Annotated in this window: 28 protein-coding genes and 1 riboswitch; of the genes, 16 read left to right on the top strand and 12 right to left on the bottom strand. The window is 46.4% G+C overall.

The features are described from left to right. Nucleotides 1–265, bottom strand: a 265-nt coding sequence (locus tag HCN83_RS17145; RefSeq protein ID WP_168009535.1) for a hypothetical protein, incomplete at its 3' end; no start/stop codon positions are given. Between the two features lie 153 nt (nt 266–418). Here HCN83_RS17145 and HCN83_RS17140 point away from each other — a divergent pair. Further along, nucleotides 419–580: a hypothetical protein gene (locus HCN83_RS17140; RefSeq protein WP_168009534.1), complete on the top strand. Its 162-nt coding sequence runs from the start codon at nt 419–421 to the stop codon at nt 578–580. Nucleotides 581–599: 19 nt separating this feature from the next. After that, on the top strand, nt 600–752 hold the full coding sequence (locus tag HCN83_RS17135; RefSeq protein WP_168009533.1) for a hypothetical protein: 153 nt from the start codon (nt 600–602) through the stop codon (nt 750–752). Here the strand turns inward: HCN83_RS17135 and HCN83_RS17130 are convergent, their stop codons facing one another. After that, nucleotides 753–1340: a type 1 glutamine amidotransferase family protein gene (locus HCN83_RS17130; RefSeq protein ID WP_168009532.1), complete on the bottom strand. Its 588-nt coding sequence runs from the start codon at nt 1338–1340 to the stop codon at nt 753–755. A gap of 37 nt (nt 1341–1377) precedes the next feature. Then, nucleotides 1378–1584, bottom strand: a complete 207-nt coding sequence (locus HCN83_RS17125) for a hypothetical protein (protein ID WP_168009531.1) — start codon at nt 1582–1584, stop codon at nt 1378–1380. A gap of 279 nt (nt 1585–1863) precedes the next feature. Here HCN83_RS17125 and HCN83_RS17120 point away from each other — a divergent pair, with 279 nt between their 5' ends. After that, nucleotides 1864–2103 (top strand): aminoglycoside phosphotransferase family protein, encoded by a 240-nt coding sequence (locus HCN83_RS17120; RefSeq protein WP_168009536.1) that lies wholly within the window; start codon nt 1864–1866, stop codon nt 2101–2103. Nucleotides 2104–2259: 156 nt separating this feature from the next. Here the strand turns inward: HCN83_RS17120 and HCN83_RS17115 are convergent, their stop codons facing one another. The 7 genes from HCN83_RS17115 to HCN83_RS17085 form a co-directional block, all read right to left on the bottom strand. After that, nucleotides 2260–2547: a helix-turn-helix domain-containing protein gene (locus HCN83_RS17115; RefSeq protein WP_168009530.1), complete on the bottom strand. Its 288-nt coding sequence runs from the start codon at nt 2545–2547 to the stop codon at nt 2260–2262. Beyond that, nucleotides 2540–2986 (bottom strand): hypothetical protein, encoded by a 447-nt coding sequence (locus tag HCN83_RS17110; RefSeq protein ID WP_168009529.1) that lies wholly within the window; start codon nt 2984–2986, stop codon nt 2540–2542. The genes HCN83_RS17115 and HCN83_RS17110 overlap by 8 nt, the downstream gene beginning before the upstream one ends. A 266-nt stretch (nt 2987–3252) precedes the next feature. After that, nucleotides 3253–3621 carry a hypothetical protein gene (locus tag HCN83_RS17105; protein ID WP_168009528.1) on the bottom strand — a complete coding sequence of 123 codons (369 nt, stop codon included), beginning with the start codon at nt 3619–3621 and terminating at the stop codon, nt 3253–3255. Nucleotides 3622–3753: 132 nt separating this feature from the next. Continuing rightward, complete coding sequence (locus tag HCN83_RS17100) at nt 3754–4074, bottom strand: hypothetical protein (RefSeq protein ID WP_168009527.1); 321 nt, start codon at nt 4072–4074, stop codon at nt 3754–3756. Between the two features lie 81 nt (nt 4075–4155). Beyond that, on the bottom strand, nt 4156–4983 hold the full coding sequence (locus HCN83_RS17095; RefSeq protein WP_168009525.1) for a hypothetical protein: 828 nt from the start codon (nt 4981–4983) through the stop codon (nt 4156–4158). Between the two features lie 149 nt (nt 4984–5132). Next, entirely contained in the window at nt 5133–6416 is a 1284-nt protein-coding gene (locus HCN83_RS17090; RefSeq protein WP_168009523.1) for a patatin-like phospholipase family protein, read from the bottom strand. A gap of 107 nt (nt 6417–6523) precedes the next feature. Next, entirely contained in the window at nt 6524–7018 is a 495-nt protein-coding gene (locus tag HCN83_RS17085; protein ID WP_246238292.1) for an AAA family ATPase, read from the bottom strand. 243 nt (nt 7019–7261) lie between these two features. Between HCN83_RS17085 and HCN83_RS17080 the strand changes: the two genes are divergently transcribed. The 9 genes from HCN83_RS17080 to HCN83_RS17040 all read left to right on the top strand — a co-directional run bounded on the left by HCN83_RS17080 (nt 7262) and on the right by HCN83_RS17040 (nt 14363). Next, nucleotides 7262–8344: an alpha/beta hydrolase gene (locus HCN83_RS17080; protein ID WP_168009520.1), complete on the top strand. Its 1083-nt coding sequence runs from the start codon at nt 7262–7264 to the stop codon at nt 8342–8344. A 242-nt stretch (nt 8345–8586) separates the two neighbouring features. After that, nucleotides 8587–9666, top strand: a complete 1080-nt coding sequence (locus HCN83_RS17075) for an alpha/beta hydrolase fold domain-containing protein (protein ID WP_168009518.1) — start codon at nt 8587–8589, stop codon at nt 9664–9666. A gap of 1053 nt (nt 9667–10719) precedes the next feature. After that, a complete protein-coding gene (locus HCN83_RS17070; RefSeq protein ID WP_168009516.1) occupies nt 10720–11388 on the top strand; it encodes a hypothetical protein in 669 nt (222 codons plus the stop codon). Nucleotides 11389–11429: 41 nt separating this feature from the next. Then, entirely contained in the window at nt 11430–12188 is a 759-nt protein-coding gene (locus HCN83_RS17065) for a hypothetical protein (protein ID WP_168009514.1), read from the top strand. A 156-nt stretch (nt 12189–12344) separates the two neighbouring features. Then, a complete protein-coding gene (locus tag HCN83_RS17060; RefSeq protein ID WP_168009512.1) occupies nt 12345–12638 on the top strand; it encodes a hypothetical protein in 294 nt (97 codons plus the stop codon). An 11-nt stretch (nt 12639–12649) separates the two neighbouring features. Beyond that, entirely contained in the window at nt 12650–12889 is a 240-nt protein-coding gene (locus HCN83_RS17055; RefSeq protein ID WP_168009510.1) for a helix-turn-helix domain-containing protein, read from the top strand. 149 nt (nt 12890–13038) lie between these two features. Continuing rightward, entirely contained in the window at nt 13039–13542 is a 504-nt protein-coding gene (locus HCN83_RS17050; RefSeq protein WP_168009508.1) for a DUF6773 family protein, read from the top strand. Next, nucleotides 13526–13732: a helix-turn-helix transcriptional regulator gene (locus HCN83_RS17045; protein ID WP_168009506.1), complete on the top strand. Its 207-nt coding sequence runs from the start codon at nt 13526–13528 to the stop codon at nt 13730–13732. Before HCN83_RS17050 ends, HCN83_RS17045 begins: the two co-directional genes overlap by 17 nt. 112 nt (nt 13733–13844) lie before the next feature. Beyond that, nucleotides 13845–14363, top strand: coding sequence for a GNAT family N-acetyltransferase (locus tag HCN83_RS17040; protein WP_168009504.1), 519 nt, complete (start codon nt 13845–13847; stop codon nt 14361–14363). Between the two features lie 89 nt (nt 14364–14452). Here the strand turns inward: HCN83_RS17040 and HCN83_RS17035 are convergent, their stop codons facing one another. Further along, the gene (locus HCN83_RS17035) at nt 14453–15904 is read right to left on the bottom strand and encodes a phospholipase D family protein (RefSeq protein WP_168009502.1); all 1452 of its coding nucleotides are present in this window, start codon (nt 15902–15904) and stop codon (nt 14453–14455) included. Between the two features lie 372 nt (nt 15905–16276). Continuing rightward, nucleotides 16277–16372: riboswitch (guanidine-I (ykkC/yxkD leader) on the top strand. An 82-nt stretch (nt 16373–16454) separates the two neighbouring features. Here HCN83_RS17035 and HCN83_RS17030 point away from each other — a divergent pair. The 4 genes from HCN83_RS17030 (at nt 16455) to HCN83_RS17015 (ending at nt 19323) form a co-directional block, all read left to right on the top strand. Beyond that, the gene (locus tag HCN83_RS17030; protein WP_168009500.1) at nt 16455–16883 is read left to right on the top strand and encodes an MnhB domain-containing protein; all 429 of its coding nucleotides are present in this window, start codon (nt 16455–16457) and stop codon (nt 16881–16883) included. Nucleotides 16884–16946: 63 nt separating this feature from the next. After that, a complete protein-coding gene (locus HCN83_RS17025) occupies nt 16947–17786 on the top strand; it encodes a DMT family transporter (RefSeq protein ID WP_168009498.1) in 840 nt (279 codons plus the stop codon). A 547-nt stretch (nt 17787–18333) separates the two neighbouring features. After that, on the top strand, nt 18334–18807 hold the full coding sequence (locus HCN83_RS17020; protein WP_168009496.1) for a hypothetical protein: 474 nt from the start codon (nt 18334–18336) through the stop codon (nt 18805–18807). A gap of 156 nt (nt 18808–18963) precedes the next feature. Then, nucleotides 18964–19323 (top strand): hypothetical protein, encoded by a 360-nt coding sequence (locus tag HCN83_RS17015; protein WP_168009494.1) that lies wholly within the window; start codon nt 18964–18966, stop codon nt 19321–19323. A gap of 176 nt (nt 19324–19499) precedes the next feature. Here the strand turns inward: HCN83_RS17015 and HCN83_RS17010 are convergent. After that, nucleotides 19500–19594, bottom strand: a 95-nt coding sequence (locus tag HCN83_RS17010; protein WP_168009492.1) for a transposase, incomplete at its 5' end; no start/stop codon positions are given.

Here is a 19594-nt window from a genome sequence, read left to right as displayed (position 1 = left end):
GCGAGCTCGTCCCATCTGTCAGCTTGAAAACCGGATGAAGGAGGTGAGCGCCGTCAGACGGGGAAAAGGAACGGATGACAGGAGCAAAACGTGATAGCGATTTGTCTACTTTATTGACAGAACCACACTGTTGAAGGCGGTCGTTCTGATAGACATCCAGACAGAGTGTTCCGGCGGCTTCTTCTTTGAATTCCATCACGCGCCACTTCAGCTTGAGCTGCCTGCTTTGTTCATAGACATACTCATGAAATTGATGGGTATACATGCTTCACCTCGAGGGTACGTATTACGTATTACTATAGCGAATAGCAGGGACTTCGTGAAAGGGCTTTCGAATCATTTTTCCAAAAATGGAAATAAGCATGTGCTACACTGTCGGAAAGACGCCAGGTTATAAATGCACAAATAGGAGGATCCGATGAATGTACAGCGAATTTTAGCATTTGTCATGATAGCTGCTGCGATCGTTTTTTTCCTGCTGGTCATCGTCGTACCGGCAGAGTTCAGTCTAGGTGCAGGGGTCGTATCCCTGCTGCTGGCCGCGTACTTTTATAATTCGTCCAAACGAGATTATCACTAACGGAAAAGGGGCACGACTTATGAAGGTCAAATCATTTTACACACTAAGCAGCAGACAGCTGGATAAACGAATCAATGTATTTCTCGAAGATAGCCAGATCGATGTGGAGGACATCAAGTTTTCAGCGACGCTGTTTTACATAGCAGCGATGGTCGTGTACCGCGACCGCTGATTACTCATCTCCACCATACATCTCCATAAAGCGGTACATGCCGTATTGGATCATAAACATGTCTTTTTCTAATTTTTCGGGCGGAGCGAAGTCGATCATTTCCAGGACGAGATGCGTAAATGCCACCGGAGCCGTCCCGTTTGCTGTCACGACACGTCCGTCCTGAACGGCCTGCTCGTGAAGAAAAGAACCGGACGGCTCATAGTTCCGGTAGTCCGCCCAATTAGACACGTCATTCCCCGTATGATCCACGTCGTTCAAGAACCCTTTTCTCGCTAAATAATCGCATGCTCCGCAAATCGCGCCGACTGGAATGCCGTCGTAAAACGCCTGCTTCACGAATTGTGTCAGCTCCGGCCAGTCCTCGTGCCAGCTGTCGCCACCTACCATGACAAGCAGGTGGTACTCCTCCGGTTCAGCGCCGGCAAGGTAGTCAACAAGCGTTGTAAATCCGCCAATGGATGTTACTGAATGCTTAACAGATACCGTCTTCACCTGCCACTCTGCATCCTCATTCAGCATCGAAGCCAAATAAGCACCTTCCCAATCTGCGTACTGATCCAATATGAGAAACAACGCTGTTTTCATCATGCACGCCTCCTTGTATAGGATGAACATAATTACATTACCCACTGAAAACACGGATGCCGTAGCTTATTGTAAAAATAAACAATAGCAGACCGATCAGCATATATACCCGGTCACGGGCCTGATTCTTTTCATAATCAGAGCGGCTGTTTTTGTCGATATGAGTAAAAATCGTAATATTTGCGACAAGAATACCCATAATGACTAAAGCAGAGCTGATTAAAATAACCGCGAGGATCTCCATTGCCTGTTCCTCCTAAGAAGCACTCTCATGATGTCAGTTGAAATGGAAGCTGACTTTCGTTACTACGTTCATTCCCGTTATTAGTGATTCCAATCCTGTATAAGGTGTTTCGAGTAGTAGAGGATTGACTGGCAAATTAAGTACAAATGAAGGATCAAAAACAAATTGTGCGAGGATGATGAGGATGTTACATTCAACACATATTAGACTGCGAAAAATGGAGGAAGGAGATATTGAAAAAAATCATCAGTGGAAAAATGATGAAGAGCACAAACACTCATTCATGGGGACTTCACCATAGATAACGTCCTTATCCATGGTGGTAGGATTACAGGAATCATTGATTGGGCAGGTGCCGCTTATGGAGATCCAAGATATGACGTGGCATTAGCTGTCAGACCGAAACCATCTGTCTTTACACAAGAGGATGCCGCAGCTTTTTATAAAGGATATGGAAAGACTGCCCTATCCAACAATGAATTTCACTATTTTGCAGAAGGATTATACGAGTTTTTCTAATAAACGGGTCTTCCACATCTGGAAGACCCGTTTCGTGTCGCTATAGTTCAAGCTCTGAATCTTTATCTTCCGGAGAATAAATAAGACAAAAACGTTAAACAACAATATCTGAAACAGAAACATATATGTTGCAGCGAGGATTTCCGATGTGCACAATTATCTCGTTATTTTATCGTTTGTATCAGACGATGCCCCGATAGAAAAGGTCGTTTGTAAGACGCTAGCAATCGCTAATAACGTGGATAGTTGCGGGACGGTAATACCTGCTTCGATGCGCCCGATCGTCGATTTTGGTTTTCCGATCGCATCGGCGAGGGCTTGCTGTGATAACCCTTGCTGCTGACGCTTGGTTTTGATAGCTGCTGCTATCGCTGCTTCTTGTTTTAACCGGTCTATGTGCGCTTTGCCTACGGTTTGTTCATAGTTATGAAATGCATCACTCATTACCATTATCTCCTTTCTTTTTTCGCCTGGAATAATCGGTATAACATTGTTCCGCAGGTATAATATCCGGTCTGCGTATTGCTCCGTTGTATGTCTTATTAAAATAATGGAGTAAAAGCACGTCTTGATTTTCATGAATGACAAACAGCAATCGGTGATTACCTGTTTTTGCGCCATCAAATCCCCAGCGATACAAGTTTTCGATCTCCGTATGTCGATGCACATGTTTAATGGAGGGTGGGACGGTGTCTCTGTTCACTACCTCTTTTTCCGGTGGAAATGGATTGATTTTAAGAATCTCTTTTTGTCGAATATACTGATCGGCTGTTTTACTTACTGGACCTTCACGTCCACGTTGCTGCCATTCCTGGGCAGCCGTATAAAAGAGCCAATCTTCAAATCGGGGAACATTTCCTAATTCGTGTATGGTATATGCCATTTTTATTTCGTCCATTTCTGTAATAGTATATGTCTATGATAGCATAAGTGCTATCAATTACAAAGCTGTCAGGGATTGACGCCTTTACAAGAAATCGCTCTATAAATCACCTTTTTATCATGCAATTGCTCAGCACGGTCGCAACCCGAGTCGGTATGGAGGCAGATAGCTCTTTCTAACGAAATAATCCTCTATGTTGCATAAGTACTATACAAGTTGTTCTAAAAAAACGAACCTTCCACATTTGGAAGACCCGTTCCGTGTCGCTATACTTCAAGCTCTGGTTCCTTCTCTTCCTCCAAGCGGTACACGTTTCGAAATAGGACTGCGTATCCCGTCATCAAAACAAGTGAAAGGAACGAAAGGAAGATAATGGACAGTATTTCCGCCAGGATGCTGTAACCGAAGATGGAGAGAATAATCAGCTCGCTTCCGAAGAATATCACGTAACCTGGCACGCCTAAGACGATGAAAAACAGTAACGCTTTACCGGTGTGGCCGGACATTAAATGGTAAGCCGGATTAAACTGCGGAGCGGAACCCGTAAGCACGATAAAAATAAAATAGAGGCTGTACCGGACGAATCCGATTAACGCGAAGAGAAACGTTACAGTGAGCAGGATGAGTGCGATCACGGGACCGGCTGCGAGACTAAAAATACAGGCACTATGATGAAGGCCCCCAGCGCAAGTCCAAATAAGACGTTGGCAAAAAGAAGCAGGGGAATACGTTTCACGGCTGTTTTCAACAGCTGCTTCGTCTCTTGTTCAGGGAATAGCAGTTTTAATAAAAGGAAGGCATAAATCCCTGGTATGACTGCGAAATAGAAGATTTGTTCCAGAAGGACCAGCCGTATCACCGCCGCCGCGGAAAGGATGATCGTTCGCCCCGCCGGTTTGATTCAATTCACCTAAGGACAGTTCGCGCCCTTCACCATAGAGAAACGGCTGATCCGAAATTAGAAGAAAGATCCATACAGGCAGCGATACCGCAATCAGCGCCAAAAAAGTGGGAGCCCACCATCCCGGCTGTTTGATGTAGCCGAACGTTTCGGTAATTAATTCACTGACAGATAGCAGCTTAGGCATGCTGGTCACTCCTCCCCATGTAATTTGTGGTTGTACTGAACTCAAAGAAACCGGGCTTCTGTTTGAAAAGCCCGGTTTTTATTAGGTTGCAAGCTCTGGTTCTTTTTCTTCCTCCCACGTATAGATGTTGCGGAAAAGCATGGTGTAGCCTGTTAAAAGCACAATCCAGAACAGGAAATTGAGCAGCGTAGCGATGATTTCTGCTGCCACGCTGTATCCGAGGATCGAGAGAATAACGAGTTCGATGCCGAATACGAGTGCAAATCCTGGCACACCCAGTGCAAGCAGGAAAAGAAAGGCTTTCCCGGTATGTCCGGTCATCAGGTGCCAGGCCGGACTAAAGTGCGGCGTTTCTCCGCTCACAGTAATCAGCGCAAAGAAAAAGCTGAGCCTGATCAACAGTGCGGCTAAAAGAATCAGAGCGAACACCAGCATCATTAGCGAAACAAACGGACCGCCGGCCATCCCAAGAACGAGTGGTACCATCAGTACGACAAAGGCCACGATTCCGAGGATAAGGTTCGCAATCAATAGCGGCAGAATGCGTTTGCCTGACGTTTTCCACAGCTGTTTCGATTCCTTTGCAGGAAACAGAAGCCTTAATATGAGAAAGGCATAAATACCCGGGAGAAGCACAAAGTGGATAATCTGCTCCAGCAACGTTAACGCTCCGCCGCCTGCACGGTAAGGGTGCTCATTTGCGCCCCCTGTCTGCATCAGTTCCCCAAAAGAAAATTGCCGTCCTTCTCCAAGAAAGATCGGCTGATTGGATACGAGGAGAAAAATCCATACCGGCAGCGTTACGACGATAAGAGCGACAAATGCCGGCAGCCATGTGCCGGGCTGTTCCATTTGTTGAAAGGTTTCTTTTACTAATGTTTTGACTGACTTCGGTTTCGTCTCCATCATGCCTCCTAGAAAAATGCGTCTGTTTTTCCTTTCTCTCATTTACACTATTTAACCATTATTTACTATAAATAAAGTCAAAAGCAGGGGGGCATCCTACAGCGAAAAGCTCTATCCGAAAATCAGATAGAGCCTTTTTTTAGCATGCCTGATTACTTGCGGGTAAGCCGGCGCTTGTGGGATTTCGTTAATCCGTTCTTAATCGAAAGAATGGTCTCATCCCGGCGCAGGTAATCCCACGGGGAAGGCGCTTCGTGACGGGGCGCATAGCCTGGCAGCGACGTTAATTCTTCTGGTGAAAATAAGATTCGGCAGCCAAGATCGGCCCGCATCGCTCCGGCCCACATGAGCATGCCGATTTCAATCTCGCTGAAGGCATCGAGATCGGTCCGTACGTTTGCGAGCATGTGCTCAATTTGTTCGAATTCCGTCTGATAGTTCGGTAGCTCTAAACGGCGATCGAGCCCTTTTTTCTCCCAGTGAGCATTCCAATACGTTGTTTGAAATGCGAGGTTCTGCTGCATCGTTTCAACGTTCACGAGCTGCACGCCAAGGGAATCGTGACCGCGGATCAGCTTTTTTCGAAGCTCGGCGACCTGATCCATGCTGACGCTCAAAATGCGCCACTGCCGCTTCCCCCACCAGCGCCGCTCTTTTGGGCTCCAGGCAGCTTTTCTGGCGGACGCATCGAGAATGAGGTAAGGGACCGGCTCATCCTTTTCGTTGGATGCCTCGTACAGAAACGCCTCAGATCCGAGATTGTCGTAAACCCCGCCGTCTGACAGCAGGAAAAACGAATACGGCTGATCCATGCTCGAAAACGACCGCTTTGATACATCAAGGCGAACTGGCTCAAACATGAATGGAAACGCAGCAGACGCAGCGACGGCAGCCGCTACCGAAATATCTGCAACATCCGGACTGTACCCAAATACTTCATCCGTGATGCCTTGTTTACTGAATGAAAGCCGCTTCAATGTATGCAGGTTGGTGGCATTGCATTCCCATTCCGGCGAATCCGGCAGCTGGTTAAGCGTGATTCCGGAAACGATGTCTTCGTCGCGCATCAGGGAACGAAACAGCTCGTTGTCCAATGTGATCAGGGACAGACTGCTGAACCTGGCACGCGGCAGCACAGGGCGGAGCGGTCTTCTTGGCGGAAGCAGAGCGTTTCGAATCACGTGATTGCGAAACCCGCGTCTGCCAAATTCCTTCAGCGGAACCTCCACCCGTTCTTTAAAATCATCCAGGTTTGAAAACGATCCGTGTCGGAGTTCCTTCATAATCACTGCCGCTGTGATGCTGCCGCCGGAAACCGAACTGATTTTCGAAACAAATTCGTGCACGCCGAGCTCGACAAAGCGACTGTACGCACCTAAACAAAAGAAAGCTGCACGAAACCCACCGCCGGAGAACGCCAAATTGAACCGTTTCATCATCGCATCTCCTCTGCTCGTTTTTAGAGAATGAGCGCAGCGATAACCGTTAAAGCTCTATACCCGAATCCATTTAATGCCAACCGGTTAGCTGGAACCGATATGAATCAGGACGATGGCAGAAAGGTGTGCATGATCACGGAGCGAACGTCAGCTGGCGAAAGATGATCGGTATCAATGATAACATCAGCGCTTTTCTCCAAAAGGGGTAAAACGTGCTCCCAGTTATGAAGGATTTCCTCGCGCTCCTCCGGCGTTTTGCCGTACGGATTGGTGTTTCGTTCGGAAACGCGTTTCAACATCACGTCAGGCTTCGCTCTCAGCAGAACGACAGCATCTACCTGATCCGCAAATTTCCCTTGATTGCGGCAGCATCCTGCCATGATCAAAGGGGTCCTGCGCTTAGCAGCTAACAGCGCTGTTACTTTTTCCTCGATGAGAAGCCATTCGTATCCGCCCCCAGCTACCGGCACCTGCTCTGTAAAGCCTTCATCTAAATCAACGGTTTCCATGCCCACGTGTTTCAACTCTTCCAATAATGTCGTTGTACCCGAACCGGAAAGACCGGTGATGTATAAAACGGTCAAATCTGCCGCCTCCATTTGGTTCAAATCAGGTTGATACCTCATTTTATCATGTCTGGATGATTCTCTATGAGAGATAAGGACGAATAACTATTTCTTCTTTTGATGTTTACTGTGCTCGTATAAAAGGAAAAAATTAGTGACACGAATGAATGATCTGCCTGCCAATGAGCAGATTGTTAAAAGCAATCAATGAACGCTGAAAAAACACGTGAAGAGCGGATTGTTTCCCGGTTTGTCAGCAAAGGAGGAACCCACATCATGACGTACACACATGACGAATTAACGAACAGACTGCAAGAAAAAATCACTCATACGAGCAAGGGAGAATTAAATATTCTCCATAAAGGAATTCCATTTGAAGAGGAGAGGCGCGGGCTTGATCCGCGAGTGAAGCGATTTCTAACGGAGAATGTTCATCCCGGGGCACGCCGCCCTCTTGAAATTGATGATCTGGATGTAACCAGAAGCAAGGTGGAAGTAAACAACCGTGATTTAAGCTCCGGTATCCGTGCCACTAAGACCTCTGTACACGCCTATAGGCGCGAGATTAACGTGACGATCTACAATCAGCAAAAAAAGCCGCAGCCCGTTCTGATCTATTTGCATGGAGGTGGCTTTTTTGAGCGCGACGTGGACGTGATGGAAAATGTTTGCAAACTGCTTGCCCAGGAGACCGAAGCGCTCGTCGTTGGCGTGGAGTATCGACTGGCGCCGGAGCATCCTTATCAGGATGGCTTAGAGGACTGTCTGGAAGCAGTAAAATATATGTACGAACATGCAGACGATTATGGCATACGAACGAATCAGATCGGGATCGTAGGAGACAGTGTAGGTGCCAATCTGGCACTTGCCGTGCAGCACTTGAGCACAGACGAGCCCTGGCAGATCTGCTACATCGGAATGCTTTGCCCGCTGGTGGACTTTTCAGATGTATCGAGAGAATCCTGGAATATTTCGCATTACGATCTGGATACCGATTATGACCTTATCTACGAGGAGCTTGTTACGTTAAAAGAGTCGCTTATCTTTATTCAGACGCTCTATTTGACCAATTTGGAAGACGTCCACCTGCCGCTTGTTTCGCCGCTGCTTCGAAAGGATAAATCGAGCCTGCCGCCGATCACCCTTATCACGGCAGAATTTGATTTTTTACGCATTCAAGGAGAAGCATTTTCACTGCAGCTCCAGAAAGCAGGAGTCCCTGTCCGGCATTTTGAATATAAAGGCATGGACCACGCCTTCGTGCGTAAGCTGGGCTACTACCCGCAGGCAGCAGATGCTATCAGAGAAATTGCCGCCCATTTTAAGCAGGTGCTCAAAAAATCGAACGCCGGCATGTAATGTGGGGGACAGCCATGAGGGCAAGCTGTTTTTTTACGAAAGGGGTTCCTTTCTTCCTGCCATTCGTAAATGCGTGAACTAACAATGACCTATTTTTTGGTGAACAGGTTTAGTTCGTCAGATCATGTGGAAAATATCCCACAAAAACGTGCCCGCTTTTACAGTCTTGATGCGGCTTGGGCACCGCTGTGGTAAATCGATCACGTAACACATTCGTTTTGGCTAAAAGGAGGAAGGTACTTGTGGCACATACACATGAAGCCCTCGTTCGCAGGCTGGAAGGGAATATCGCTCATTCAACAGAGGATAACATCAGCATTATGCATAAAGAAATTCCATTCGAGGAAGGCAGACGAGGGCTGGATCCGCGCGTTAAACACTACTTACAAACAGAAACAAATCCGCTCAGAAGGCGTCCGATGGAAATGGAAGATTTAGAAGCGGCAAGACGGCGCGTCGAGCTGAACAATCAGGATCTGAGTAAAGGTGTTACGAAGCACATGGCGACCATCCATGCAGAAAACCGAAGCCTTTCATTACCGGTATTTCGTCACGGCGAGGGTCAAAAGCCTGTGCTGCTGTACTTACACGGCGGAGGCTTCTTTGAACGTGATGTCGATGCGATAGAGAATGTATGCAAACTGCTTGCAGAAAAAGCAGATGCAGTAGTAGCAGCGGTTCACTATCGTCTGGCACCTGAACACCCGTATCAGGACGGACTGAACGACTGTCTGGAAGCGGCCCGCTATCTTTATGATCATGCAGAGGAATGGAACATGGACAGGAGCAAATTTGGTTTAATCGGTGACAGCGTAGGCGGCAACCTTGCGCTCGGCCTGCACCAGCTCAGCGCGAGAGAACCGTGGGAGATCACATATATCGGTATGTTCTGCCCGCTCGTCGATTTATCCGAGCTCTCGAGAGACGCTTGGAGCATTAGTCAGTATGATATGAAAGAAGACGCAGATTTAATATACCAGGAGCTCGTGACGATGAAGGAATCGCTCATGTTTGTGCAGAGCCTGTACTTGGAAAACCTCGAAGACGTCTACAGACCGCTTGTATCGCCGCTCTTGCGAAAAGACAAATCAACGTTTCCACCGATAACGATCATCACTGCTGAGTACGATTACCTTCGTATGCAGGCAGAGGCGTTCTCTAAGCAGCTGGCTGAAGTGCAGGTGCCGGTTCGGCATTTCCGCTACAAGGGCATGGATCACGCATTTGTCCGCAAGCTCGGGTATTATCCGCAGGCAGCGGACGCGATCAACGAAATCTCCAAACACTTTCAGCACGAAGTAAACAAGTCTGCCCGCCTTTAAGGCGAAGGCAGACTTTTTTAGGTTGAATCACTGGCACGCGTCACAAATCGTATTCGTTTCCTCGGCCCGATACGTTTCGTTCAGTACCTTCCCACAGGAAGAACAAATCGTCGTTTCCTGAAGTGCATTCGTATAAGATCCATATTTCTCATCCTTCACATGGAGCGGCTTTCGCAGCAACAAAAAGAAAACGTACAAACTAGCAGCAACAATCAGCAGTTCAACGATTATTATCGACTCTTTCTAAAGTATGGCGTAACAAATGGAACGCATGTTAATCAGTTCTTATGAGATAAGCGCCTTAACCACAGTGAGCGACTTAGTATGTACATATACGAGATGTTTTTTTTAATGGCTACCTTGAAAATAGCTCATTAAAAGAACGTACAGCGAGCTGTTCCACTCTCGGCGAAGGCTTACCCAAGGGCTTGTGCTCGACTACTATTGGCGGAAGAGCGTGTTGCCAACATGGATTCTAACACTGCGCTGATCCTTTGGGTGTCCTCGCCTTCGTTTCACAGCGTTTGATGTTCATCTTTCATCGTGGAGGTTGTCATTGCATAAGTGTCACTGTTGATGACTAATGTTGATAGAAACGCAATACGCCTGCCGCTGCTTTTTCGCTTACAGCATTGAAGTCCTTTGTTATTCTTCTTTTAAGTAAGGGATGATTTTAAATCTGTCTCTTACCGCAGACATTTTGAAATTCTCTTTCTCTCTTTTTTACGGAGCGGAAAGGGAGAGAACGAAGTGATTTTTCTTTTGTAAGATCGAATAGAAGCGAATCGAAAACCGGCGGACGTCTGTACGCCGGGAAGAACCTGCAGCGCAGCGAGGAAGCGGGGGAGCTCGTCCACGGCAAGCTTGCCGCGTTGTCGTGAGGTGTCCTTCTGTCAGCAATACACCGTAACAAAGCTCTTTGTATAAAGCCTGTCCTGCGACGATTTTCCTATGAATACCAGTGAAAGGAAAATAAATGGTGAAATCAACCTTGTGTTTGAAGGCCTCCTCCTGTAACGTACGGGTCAGCACCTTTATAAAGGGGACTTTCTTATGAAAAAAGCACTGGCTGTTTCCATCATTGGCGTAATCGGAATTTCGGCGACGGTCGCATTAGCATCAGACATCGAGCTGTCCGAATCGTCCTCGGCACAGGATGAATCGAATCAAGCGAATGAGGACCTTTCACACGATGCAGAGCAGGACAACGATACAGAAGCAGAAGAGACGGAGATGGAGGAAGGACAAGAGACAGACTCGATTTCCTTGGATCGTTCAGAGGCTGCGGAAGATATTGCTTACCAGGAAGGAAAACAGGAGGAAGCAGAACAGCTGATATACGAGGTTCACGAAGCCTTTAATAACATCACCGGGTACGGCGCAATTGACGAGTTTCGATTTGCGGACTTCGTGCATGAAACGAGAGAGTTTGAAGGTGAAAGCTACGTGCCGATGGGATCGGACTTAAGCTATTTACTCTCGTATCTGCTCGACGACTCGAAGCTGCGGGATGACGTGGAAAACGCACGGGAGCTGTTTTATTACGGCGTTAACAACGAAGACACCTCCGTTCTGCGATACGCCCATCGCATCATGCATGACTTGGACGTGTATATTAACGAGGAAGGTCGTCAATCCGATAAAGATATTTTCGGCGTCACGGAAACGTTCGGTCTGGAAAAGTCCATTGAACGCATGCACAACAGAGTAAATACAGAATAAGATAAGGCAGGTTCAAGAAGCATAAAACGGCAGGCGAGGTTGTGGTTAGAATCGTTGGTACAAGTATAAAGGACGCTTTTCAGTTATTAAGAGGCAGCTGGTTAAAGATAATCGGCGTCGTCGTGCTCGCATATGTCATTAAGCTCGTATTCGAAACGCTGCCCGTGCAGGGGACGGTGCAAGTTCGAATGGAGCCGCTGACAATAGCAAATACAAACAATTTACTGTCGCTAGCCTTAGCGGCAGCAGTGAACAGCATCCTCTTCTTTATCATGATTGATTACATCACAAAAACGGCTCATACGATGCGCAGGCGATTTTGGAGCGCTTGTGCGTATCCATTTAAGCAGTGGCGCCTCTTGTATAAAGGAACCGCCGTGTTTTTCATGACGTATCTGCTGCTTGATGTAGTGGGAACACTGTTTATGTATGGCGGGATCCTCGGGCTGTTCGGTAATATGATGGCGCTGCAGGCAGGAGGAGCTATGCTGCTCGCGTTTTATGCAGGCATCTTTACGCTGTTGATCTGGATTCTATTGGGCATCTCCCAGTCCGGGTATATTCTCTATGAGTACCCGGAGAAAAGCCTGCTGAAAAGCATCCGGGAGAGCTTCACGATGATGAAAGGCTATCGCTTTTTCACTGCTCGGCCTGTTCGTGCTCGCAGGCATCAGCATCCTTGCAGGCGCTCTGCTGTTTATAATCGGAGCAGTCATCATGATCGTGGTGTACGAAGTCGTACGGCTCGCTTTTTATCAGGAGCTGAAACGCAGAAAACGGCGGGAGGAGTGGCACAGTAAAGTAAACGCAGGAGCATAGAGGTTTATTCAAAAAGCAGCCGTACGCTGCTTTTTATTTTCGTTATAATTGTCATTATTTTACTAAAAGTCACCTTTACTTTACATAAAGACTAGTGTACTATACTATGTATAAAAATGGAAAAGGGGAGTTTGCTCATGGATCAATTTGTCGTGCCTATATTAGTACTTACTTTTATCGTTTCCACGTTTTATTCGCTCGTGATCTTCAATCAAATAAATGATGAACGGGCGCATAAGATCAAAGGCAAGGTGAGCAGGATCTCTTATTTTTGGTTGTTTCTGGTGGTGATGGCCATTGGCCTCATGTATGAAATGAATGTGATGGCTTTCTTGTTCCACAACTTGTTTTACACGCTGCTTGTGACTGCGACGCTTAGCGCAGCGGTCCATTCCATGCTGCTTTGGTTTGCTTCAAGAAGAGCGATGTAGGGGGGTCCACAGTGAAGAACCGAATCAAGGTATACCGCGCGATGCATGACATCACCCAGGCAGAACTCGCAAAACAAGTAAACGTCAGCAGACAGACGATTGTATCGATCGAAAAAGAGCGCCACAGCCTCTCATTAGAGCTTGCGTACCGCATCGCGAATTACTTTCAGGCAGATATTACTGACGTCTTTCCTAACCCGGGAAATGACGATCTTGAGGATAAAAATGGATCATTTTTTTCTGCTTTTTAAAAGCAGGTTCGACCCTTTTAATTAAGCGCCAGTACTAATTTAATCGAAAAGAATCCGTAGATTGGTATTTCATTTTGCAATATATATATTGCAAAATGGAAGTTTCTCCTATAAGATAAAGGTAATTCAAGTCGAAGGAGTGATGGTCAATGGTCTCTTTGACCCGTCAGAAGGATGAGCGAGTAGTAGGACTGGAAAACAAGGTGTACCGGGAGCTGATGTACATCGTATACGCACTGCTGCTGGCCTCGCTGATCTATAACTACGTGCAATTTGGTGCGCAGGAAGCGTTTCTAAGCATCGAGGTCGCGCTGCTGCTGTTGCTGAGTCTGTATAGCGGCATCCGTTATCAGATGATGGGGCTCTATACGGATAAAGCGGAGGAGTACCTCGTCAAAAAGAAGAAGAAATATTCCACGTTTTACTTTGTTGCAGGAGGCCTGCTGGGGCTGGGGTTCTCGTTCAGCTTCGCCTTTAACAGCGCGATAAACTATGCAGAAACGACCGCGCAAAGTATCACCTATTTCGCCACCGTCTTTTTTGTCTGTGCGATCATCTATATCGTCCCGCTCGCTCTGCTGACCGGATTTATGCCGTGGATCTCGGAGCGCAAGGCGAAAAAGCGGCTTCAGGAGGATGAAGGTGAATCATAATCGCGTCAAACAAGCACGCCAGGAAGCAAATCTTTCCCAGCAGAAGCTTGCCGCACAAGTGCAGGTGACGAGACAGACGATCAGCTTAATCGAAGTCGGCAAATACAATCCGACGATCAATCTCTGCATCGCCATCTGTAAAGCTTTAAACAAACGGCTCGACGATTTGTTTTGGCCGGAGAAAGAGTGAAGGTGCGCCGCTGCGAAATAATAAAAAAAACAACCTGTTTCCTCATGAAGCGCAGTATGTTACGGTCTGACTAATGGGAAAAACATCACCAGTCAGCGTAAAGGGGAGTTTTATGAGGATCAGAGAAGCAAAGCCACGAGATGCACGAGCGGTTGCCAAAGTGCAGGTCGATACGTGGAAAAGTACATACAGCGACATCGTTCCGGACAAAGTATTGAATAAAATGACGTACGAAAGCCGCGCGAAGCAGTGGCGCAGCATCATTTCCAATCAGATGGTCTACGTTGCCGAAGATGAGTTTGGATCGATCATTGGATTTGCGAACGCGAGTGAGCAGCGCCTAAGTGAATACAGCGACTACGAAGCAGAGCTTTACGCAATGTACATACTCGACGAATATCAGCGAATGGGCGTCGGCAAACAACTGCTAGAGCCCATTGTTGACGAATTAGTGAGAAAAGAGATGCACTCCATGACAGTGCTTGTATTAGAAGAAAATGAGTCGCGGGAGTTTTACGAATTACTCGGCGGCAAAGAAATCGACCGCGTCGAAATCGAACTGCTGGATCAAAAGCTGAACGAAATCGTGTACGGCTGGGAGGATATCCGCGAGATCGAGCTGGGTCACTAAGAAGACACATTTTACTGATGGAAAAGCAACAAAACAGCAGGAGGGCAGAGCCCTTCTGCTGTTTTATTTATCTCCATTGTAAAGATATTCTAATACGTGCTGAATCTGGTGATTTTCTGCAGGCTGTAGAGCATGTATTTAAACGCAGGATTAGAAGGGGCATGCTCCTCGTATGCTGCTGTAAACACGGCGTCCTCATTATGCCAAATACGGTGAAAATAGTCATCAACGTCCGTGATGATTTCCGTATCTGATGGAGCAGTGACACTGATGTTGCTTTCCAGATTAAAATCGTCCAGATTCCGTTTCGTGAAGTTTGCAGCTCCGGCAATGATATTACCTGTGTCGCCGCGGTCTGCGTACAAAATCTTAGAATGATACTGTTCATCCTGCGTATCGTACCAGCGTACGTTCATATGTTCACCGCCACGTCTGTTTAGTTCGCTTGCGACTGGCAGATTTGGGATGCCAATTTTGTCCTGGCCGAACGCATCCTGGTTCGGATCTAAAATGATATTTACCGTCACCCCGCGGGAGGCAGCGTCTAACAGGCTCTCAATAATATGCCGCTCGGATAAGTAAAACAGGCCGCACCAAATCGTATCGCCTTCTTCCGCAGCAGCTATGACGCTTAGCAAAGCCTGCTTCGTTTTCCCTTCGGTAACTAGCTGGGTCTGCACCGGTCTTGCTTCCTCTTCGCTCGTCACGAGCCACTCATCAAGCTCTTCCTCTGTTGGAAAGTAGCTGAGATCACCGTCAGAAAAGGCGGCGACTGCTTTTTCTGATTCTACAACATCCCGAAGCGTTTCCCCCTGCACCCGTATGCCAATGTTGGAATGATACGCACTCGCGTCATGCGGGTTAGCAGATGTTATGATGCCGGCATTTTCACTTACGATCGTTTTGCGATGGTTTGCTTTTGTATTGGCGAGCTTTAAGTAGGAACGAAGTGTTGCGTCAGGCGCGTCTTCACCAAATACGTTTGGAAGCCAGCCGCTGCCGCTCTGGCCAAACCACTGCAGACCAATGCGCCATAAACCGGTATACAGAAAATTGGAGTCTCGTAGTCGGGTTAAATCGGTATACACGACTTCTGCACCAGCTGCGTCCAGAGGATCAATATGCTCTGATTCGTGAGAAAAATAAGTAGTATTGATCGGATCGGTGATAAAGACGACGTTCAGCTCCTGGTTTTCTTCCATCCTTGCTGCAATACGGTCGGTAAATTCCCGGCTAAGCTCCGGAAAATCGCCGTCCTCTGTCGAAAAATCATTCACTAAAAACATATCGATAATGAGAAAGTGCTCCGCTTCATCGATTATGGTAAAGGCTTCATCAAAAATTTCCTGTTCATACACTTCTTCGCCCTCTTCATCTACATAGGTGAGATCATAGAGAAACGATATCTCTTCTTCAGCAATCATGCGTGATTCTCCAAGGTAGCTTACATTTTCCGGAAGCGGCTTCAGCTGGTGGTAGAGAATGACCCCAATGTATAAGACCGCGAAAGCAGCGGCAGCAATCCACAACGGTTTTTTCATTCATAACGGCTCCTTTCATGCAGGTGCTGTTACTCAGACGATAGCCGAATGGAGCGTCAGTAATAGAAAGTACAGCGATTCTTTCAGAACTGATCATGAACGATAACTAACAATCTGGAAGGGAAGCGCTAGGCTCGTCTACTATTCTCATACCTTAACTGAGTACAAATTAAGCTTATTATTAGCTTATACTGGATAATAAATCTCCTGCGTTTACGTGAAAACAGGAGACTATTCCTTATTAATCGAACAGAGAACGAGTGACATCCTATGCTTTAGTTATGCTGATCGTGAGGTGGGCATGAACGAACGCTAGAGGCTTGGTGATTGACGAACAATATCCGACGTGCTATATTTCAGGCAGCTGAATAATAAAATGTTTTCTAGGGTTCCGCAGCTACTGCTGGTCTGGACCGAGAGAAAACTCACAGATGTTCTGTGCCACGGAAGGATAAAAGCCTGGGAGAAGTTTACTTCTCCCAGGCTTTTTTTATTTGCTCAACAGCAGTTAGTCCATGTTTGTAAAACGATTGGAAAGGTGGTTTCCGATATGCCAAGCAGTATGATGACGATGCGTACGATAGGGAAAGTTGTGTCGCCGATTATGATGATCTTCTCCATTTACCTGTTGCAGGCAGGGCACAACAGCTCTGGCGGAGAGTTTCCAGCAGCGCTGATGTTTGCTTTATCCATTATTAGCATAGCATTAACTCAAAGCCAGCCTTCAGCCTTGTTAAGCATAGATACGTCCATTTCCATGATTGTGATCGGAATGAGTATCGCAATAATTAATGGATTTATCGGACCGTTATTGGGAAACCCTATGTTCACCCAGTACCACGGTTATGTCGATACGCTCATCGGAGAGATTCATTTGTCAACACAATACATGTTTGCATACAGCCTGACGTTAAGCATAAGCTTTACCGTTATCTTAATCATTCGTGTAATCAGCAGCGTAGCTGAAACGAATAATTAAACGTACCATATGCAAAAGCTGTAACGCGCTCATTCAGCATTATTTTAAACGGAGGGAAATAAAATGGTACTCGTATATGGACTGTTAACTGCAGTGTTTTTAGGTGTAGGTGATTTTTTGGCTGGTCAGACGACTAAAAAAGTATCGGCTATTTTGGTGGTGTTTTATGCTCAATTGATTGGTGCTTTGTTCATGATGATAATCGTCAGTGCCGGTAGCTATGAGTTTACCCTTGCTGCGACAGGCTGGGGATTGGCAGCTGGTATAGCGTTAGGAGTAGGCTTCATGCAATATTTTAAAGCATTATCGTTAGGAAAAATGGGAATCGTTGCGTCGATTACAGGGATCTTATCCGCATTAATTCCAGTCGTAACAGGTATCGTAACAGGGGAGCGGCCCGGCGCCTTATCGATGCTCGCGATCGTACTCATCGTATTAGCCGTCATTCCAATCGCGAAAAAAGATTCAGAAGACGTTTCCCGATCAGAAAATCTGGCTATTTTTACTCGAGCTATCGCAGCAGGCATGTTGATCGGCTTATTCTTCGTCCTACTTCACATACCGGAAGCGTCATCTGCCATGTTCAGCGTTACCTTTACTATGATCGGGTCGTTCGCAGCCGTGGCAATACTGCTTCTAGTTAATCGGCAGCCAATGAAGGTGAAGGGTAGCATGTGGATTTACATTGCAGGTACAGGGATACTGCAAACGTTAGCCACTATCACCTATGTTAACGGAGTACAAATAGGAATGATGTCCATTGTAGCCCTTGGAGGTGCGCTCTCAGCTCTGTTCACCGTTATCTGCGCCAGAATCATCATTAAAGAATCGTTAAACCGCACCCAATTAAAAGGAGTAGGCTTAGCGTTAGTAGGGTTAACGATATTAGTGCTGAGTGTTTAATGGATTCGTTGACACTTGTGCCATAGTAGGTGGGGGGAGCTTCTATATATAGGGCGCAATCAGGCGTTCTATTCTGATGATGCTAACGTGCACCAAATCGAATATTACTTTTATTGCCGGCTTATAGGAAATGATGCTGAACCTTCCACTCGGGACAGTCACCAAGTGGGAGTCGAGCGGACGATATAGATAAACTTAGCAATACGAGGGTGTACCCGAAGGGGCTTGGCAAGCAAGTAGGACGGTTTCAGCAGAACAAAACAACCTCAGTTTATATGGGTGACATCAATTAAATACAGCAGTTGCTCCATCCGTCGTCTGATAGAAAAGTCGTGTGTATTCCAACTAAAGGAAAAATAATGGGTTCATGAACCTTGATATGTTGAGTGTCCTCCTGTAAGGTACGGGTCAACCCCGTCCGAAACAGGAGGACTTTTTCATGCAGCGAAGCGTTGTGACTTTCCTTCCATCGAATTGTTGGAACACTGGAGCATACATACTTAAGAAAGACCAGTGGATAAGCATCCAATCAAAAGGAGTTTTAACGTTGCGTATATTTCTCATGAAAGTAGCTATGTTGGTTTTCCTGACAGGGTGCGGATTAGGAGAATCTGTACAGGACGTACAAGGAAGTGTATACGACATACAAGAAGACATTGAAATTGGGGTGGAATATGAAGTTAGTGACGGCGATCTGGACGCTCATTTATACGTCACGAATCATCACACGGAGGCAATATCCTTTTCAGGTGCACAACATATATACTGGATAGAGCTTTATGAAAATGGTGAGACGATGGACGTAGATGAACAGCTGATAGAAGGTCCCGGGGTTGGATTTACAATGGATAGTGGAGAAACGATAAAGGGCCATGAGCTGACGAACGTGTCACTAGGCGGTGGAAATGAGTATGAAATCGGTGTACATTTTGACAGTCTTTTTCGGATCGGAGACAACGGGGAGGAGCTGGAATTACAGTTTGATGTGATGGAAGAAATCCCGTTGGAATCAGAGGAATAACATGAATAAGGCGGGCCGTATTATTTATTATCAGAGCCAGTAGAAATTCAGCGTCGCACGATTTTTCAGAGGAGGGTGTTTCATAATTGTCATCCTCTTATAATCGATTGTCTGACTTCGTTCCATTCTGTCAGTTTATAAAAGGAGTTCTCCTACATGATGCTTAAATTACTAGCCGGACTAGTTTCCGCAGTCCTCTTTGCTGCAGGCTACAGTCTGATAAACATTGGAAATGATGCTGTACTTATCTTCGTCCTCTTTTTTGCTTACAGCGTTCCGGTATTTATCGTGGCAGGCACGCTTGTTTCAACTGTAGTTGACAAGCTTGTGACAGGGTATGTCCCAAAACTAGCGGCCTACAGCATGGCCGGTGTTCTATTTAATGTGTATATGTATATTGCACTCGTAAACGCACAAACGTTTTTCGACGTATCTCCTATTGTGATAACCGGTATCCTTGCATCTGTTCTCTACTACCACGTCTTCCTGCTGCTATCCGTGTTTCGTCGGAAGTAATAGGCCAACAATTTAAGAAGTCACGACTTCTTCAAACGAGCTTTTGAATGTAAAGGAAACCTATCTTTTACACCGATCGCGATTACTATCCTGTCACAAATCCGCAAGTATCAAAATGGAATATATTTGAATATAAAGAATTATTTGGCTCTTCACCATAAAGTGTAGTTGACGAGCTAGTTTGCTCGGCCAGTTTCTAAACTGATACGTATTTTAAAGTGTTCATTGTTTCGATAGCCATAAGCGCGGCGCTTAATGAGTTTGATCTTCG

Source organism: Alkalicoccus luteus (genome assembly GCF_012034335.1).
GTDB lineage: Bacteria > Bacillota > Bacilli > Bacillales > Salisediminibacteriaceae > Alkalicoccus > Alkalicoccus luteus_A.
Note: the sequence above shows the minus strand (reverse complement) of the source record. Positions and strands in the feature narration are given on the sequence as shown.

Coding starts and splice junctions, on each gene's coding strand:
- HCN83_RS17135 (WP_168009533.1), top strand. CDS start 600: ATGAAGGTCAAATCATTTTACACACTAAGCAGCAGACAGCTGGATAAA.
- HCN83_RS17025 (WP_168009498.1), top strand. CDS start 16,947: ATGGTACTCGTATATGGACTGTTAACTGCAGTGTTTTTAGGTGTAGGT.
- HCN83_RS17070 (WP_168009516.1), top strand. CDS start 10,720: ATGAAAAAAGCACTGGCTGTTTCCATCATTGGCGTAATCGGAATTTCG.
- HCN83_RS17100 (WP_168009527.1), bottom strand. CDS start 4,074: ATGCCTAAGCTGCTATCTGTCAGTGAATTAATTACCGAAACGTTCGGC.
- HCN83_RS17015 (WP_168009494.1), top strand. CDS start 18,964: ATGATGCTTAAATTACTAGCCGGACTAGTTTCCGCAGTCCTCTTTGCT.
- HCN83_RS17090 (WP_168009523.1), bottom strand. CDS start 6,416: ATGAAACGGTTCAATTTGGCGTTCTCCGGCGGTGGGTTTCGTGCAGCT.
- HCN83_RS17080 (WP_168009520.1), top strand. CDS start 7,262: ATGACGTACACACATGACGAATTAACGAACAGACTGCAAGAAAAAATC.
- HCN83_RS17140 (WP_168009534.1), top strand. CDS start 419: ATGAATGTACAGCGAATTTTAGCATTTGTCATGATAGCTGCTGCGATC.
- HCN83_RS17095 (WP_168009525.1), bottom strand. CDS start 4,983: ATGATGGAGACGAAACCGAAGTCAGTCAAAACATTAGTAAAAGAAACC.
- HCN83_RS17125 (WP_168009531.1), bottom strand. CDS start 1,584: ATGGAGATCCTCGCGGTTATTTTAATCAGCTCTGCTTTAGTCATTATG.
- HCN83_RS17060 (WP_168009512.1), top strand. CDS start 12,345: ATGGATCAATTTGTCGTGCCTATATTAGTACTTACTTTTATCGTTTCC.
- HCN83_RS17130 (WP_168009532.1), bottom strand. CDS start 1,340: ATGAAAACAGCGTTGTTTCTCATATTGGATCAGTACGCAGATTGGGAA.
- HCN83_RS17035 (WP_168009502.1), bottom strand. CDS start 15,904: ATGAAAAAACCGTTGTGGATTGCTGCCGCTGCTTTCGCGGTCTTATAC.
- HCN83_RS17050 (WP_168009508.1), top strand. CDS start 13,039: ATGGTCTCTTTGACCCGTCAGAAGGATGAGCGAGTAGTAGGACTGGAA.
- HCN83_RS17030 (WP_168009500.1), top strand. CDS start 16,455: ATGCCAAGCAGTATGATGACGATGCGTACGATAGGGAAAGTTGTGTCG.
- HCN83_RS17045 (WP_168009506.1), top strand. CDS start 13,526: ATGAAGGTGAATCATAATCGCGTCAAACAAGCACGCCAGGAAGCAAAT.
- HCN83_RS17115 (WP_168009530.1), bottom strand. CDS start 2,547: ATGAGTGATGCATTTCATAACTATGAACAAACCGTAGGCAAAGCGCAC.
- HCN83_RS17040 (WP_168009504.1), top strand. CDS start 13,845: ATGAGGATCAGAGAAGCAAAGCCACGAGATGCACGAGCGGTTGCCAAA.
- HCN83_RS17110 (WP_168009529.1), bottom strand. CDS start 2,986: ATGGCATATACCATACACGAATTAGGAAATGTTCCCCGATTTGAAGAT.
- HCN83_RS17085 (WP_246238292.1), bottom strand. CDS start 7,018: ATGGAGGCGGCAGATTTGACCGTTTTATACATCACCGGTCTTTCCGGT.